Here is a 2,321-nt window from a genome sequence, read left to right as displayed (position 1 = left end):
TCTCAGACAATTCCAAAACATGAGTTGCTACACGATTGATAAAGTAACGGTCGTGGCTGACGAAGAGAAGAGTTCCATCAAAGTCAATCAAGGCATTTTCTAGCACTTCCTTGCTATCAATATCCAAGTGGTTGGTTGGTTCGTCCAGAATCAAGAAGTTGTTGTTTTCCATAGACAATTTAGCCAAAAGCAACCGAGCTTTCTCGCCACCAGACAGCATGCCGACTGATTTTTTAACATCATCTCCTGAGAAAAGGAAGGCACCAAGACGGTTACGGATTTCAACTTCCGGTGTCAGTTTAAAATCATTCCAGAGTTCATCCAGCACCGTATTACTTGGTGTTAGCTTGCTTTGAGTTTGGTCATAGTAACCAACCTCAACATTAGCACCAAATCGCTTTTCTCCCTTGATAAAAGGAATCTGGTCTACTATAGACTTGATAAAGGTTGATTTCCCAATACCATTTGGACCGACGATAGCGACAGCATTCATTTTACGAAGGTCTAGGTTGATAGGCTCTGACAATATTTCCCCATCATAGCCAATAGCCGCATTTTCAACAGTCAAGACAATATTGCCCGACGTTTTTTCAGACTGGAAGGTCATATTGGCTGATTTCTTGCCAGCTTCTGGCTTGTCCAAACGTTCCATTTTTTCCAGTTGTTTACGACGAGATTGGGCACGTTTGGTCGTTGAAGCTCGGACTAGATTGCGATTGACAAAGTCTTCCAGGGCAGCGATTTCCTTCTGCTGCTTTTCATAGTTTTTTGCCTCAGTAGCTAGCCTTTGCTCCTTCAACTCGACAAAACGAGAGTAATTGCCCACATAACGATCCAAAGAATGCTTGGTCAAATCTAGCGTAATTGTCGCAACCTTGTCTAAGAAATAACGGTCGTGGCTGACAATAATGAGAGCACCGCTATAGTTTACCAAGTAATTCTCTAGCCAGGCAATAGTTTCGATATCCAAGTGGTTGGTTGGCTCGTCCAATACCAAGAGATTGGGCTTTTCAAGAAGCATTTTGGCCAGAGCCAGACGAGTATTTTGACCACCCGAAAGCTCGTCAATTTTCATCTGCCTCATAGACTCGTCAAACTTGAATCCATTTAAAATCGCTCGAATATCAGCTTCATAGGTAAAGCCACCTGCTTGACGAAAATTCTCCGATAAGCGATCGTAATCTGACATCAGTTTATCCAAATCCTCACCAGACTTTTCACCCATCTCCAACTCCATATGACGCAGTTGTTTCTCAGTCCGACGCAAGTCATCAAAGACATAAAGCATTTCATCGTAGATAGTATTTTCAGATTCAAAACGGCTATCTTGGGCTAGGTAAGACAGAGAAATATCTTTTTTCTTATTGATTTCTCCACTAGTTGGCTCCTCTTCTCCAACCAAAATCTTCAAAAGAGTAGACTTACCTGCACCATTTTTCCCAACAAGGGCAATCCTATCACGTTCATCAACCTGCAGGTTGATATTATCAAAAAGAACCTCTCCTGCAAAAGAACGTTCAATTTTATTAGCTTGTAAAATAATCATACAAGTAGTATAGCATGTTTCCCTAAGGCATTCAAGACTTGATAAACAGGCATATGTCACTACTTTTCTGAAAATTATGCTACCGTTTTACTAAAACGCTAAAAAGTGCTATAATGTGAACGGTTAAAACAATTTACAAAAAGGAGAATTTTAATGTCTTACCAAGAAAATTACCAGAAATGGGTTGATTTTGCGGAGCTTCCTGACTACCTTCGTCAAGATTTGGAAAATATGGACGAAAAAACGAAGGAAGATGCCTTCTATACAAATCTTGAATTTGGTACTGCAGGTATGCGTGGCTTGATTGGTGCTGGTACAAACCGCATCAACATCTACGTTGTTCGCCAAGCTACTGAAGGTTTGGCTCGTTTGATTGAGTCAAAAGGTGGAAATGAAAAAGAACGTGGTGTCGCAATCGCCTACGATAGCCGTCACTTCTCACCAGAGTTTGCCTTTGAATCTGCTGCAGTTCTTGCTAAACACGGCATCAAATCTTATGTATTTGAAAGCCTTCGTCCAACTCCAGAACTCTCATTTGCAGTTCGTCACCTCAACTGTTTTGCGGGTATCATGGTCACAGCCAGCCACAACCCTGCACCATTTAACGGTTACAAGGTTTACGGTGAAGACGGTGGACAAATGCCTCCACACGACGCGGACGCTTTGACTACTTATATCCGTGCAATCGAAAACCCATTTGCTGTTGAAGTTGCTGATGTCGAAGCTGAAAAAGCTTCTGGCTTGATTGAAGTTATCGGCGAAGCTGTTGACGTAG

The 2,321-nt window shown here is 41.9% G+C and carries 1 protein-coding gene and 1 pseudogene; one reads left to right on the top strand and one right to left on the bottom strand.

The features are described 5' to 3' along the window. Positions 1–1,546: ABC-F family ATP-binding cassette domain-containing protein (locus tag QZ359_RS04545; RefSeq protein ID WP_293963289.1), on the bottom strand; the 1,546-nt coding region annotated here is incomplete at its 3' end. 153 nt (positions 1,547–1,699) lie between these two features. Here QZ359_RS04545 and QZ359_RS04540 point away from each other — a divergent pair. Next, positions 1,700–2,321, top strand: a pseudogene (locus tag QZ359_RS04540) (phospho-sugar mutase); the annotation flags it as partial.

The sequence above is a fragment of the Streptococcus sp. genome (genome assembly GCF_019414905.1).
Lineage (GTDB): Bacteria > Bacillota > Bacilli > Lactobacillales > Streptococcaceae > Streptococcus.
Note: the sequence above shows the minus strand (reverse complement) of the source record. Positions and strands in the feature narration are given on the sequence as shown.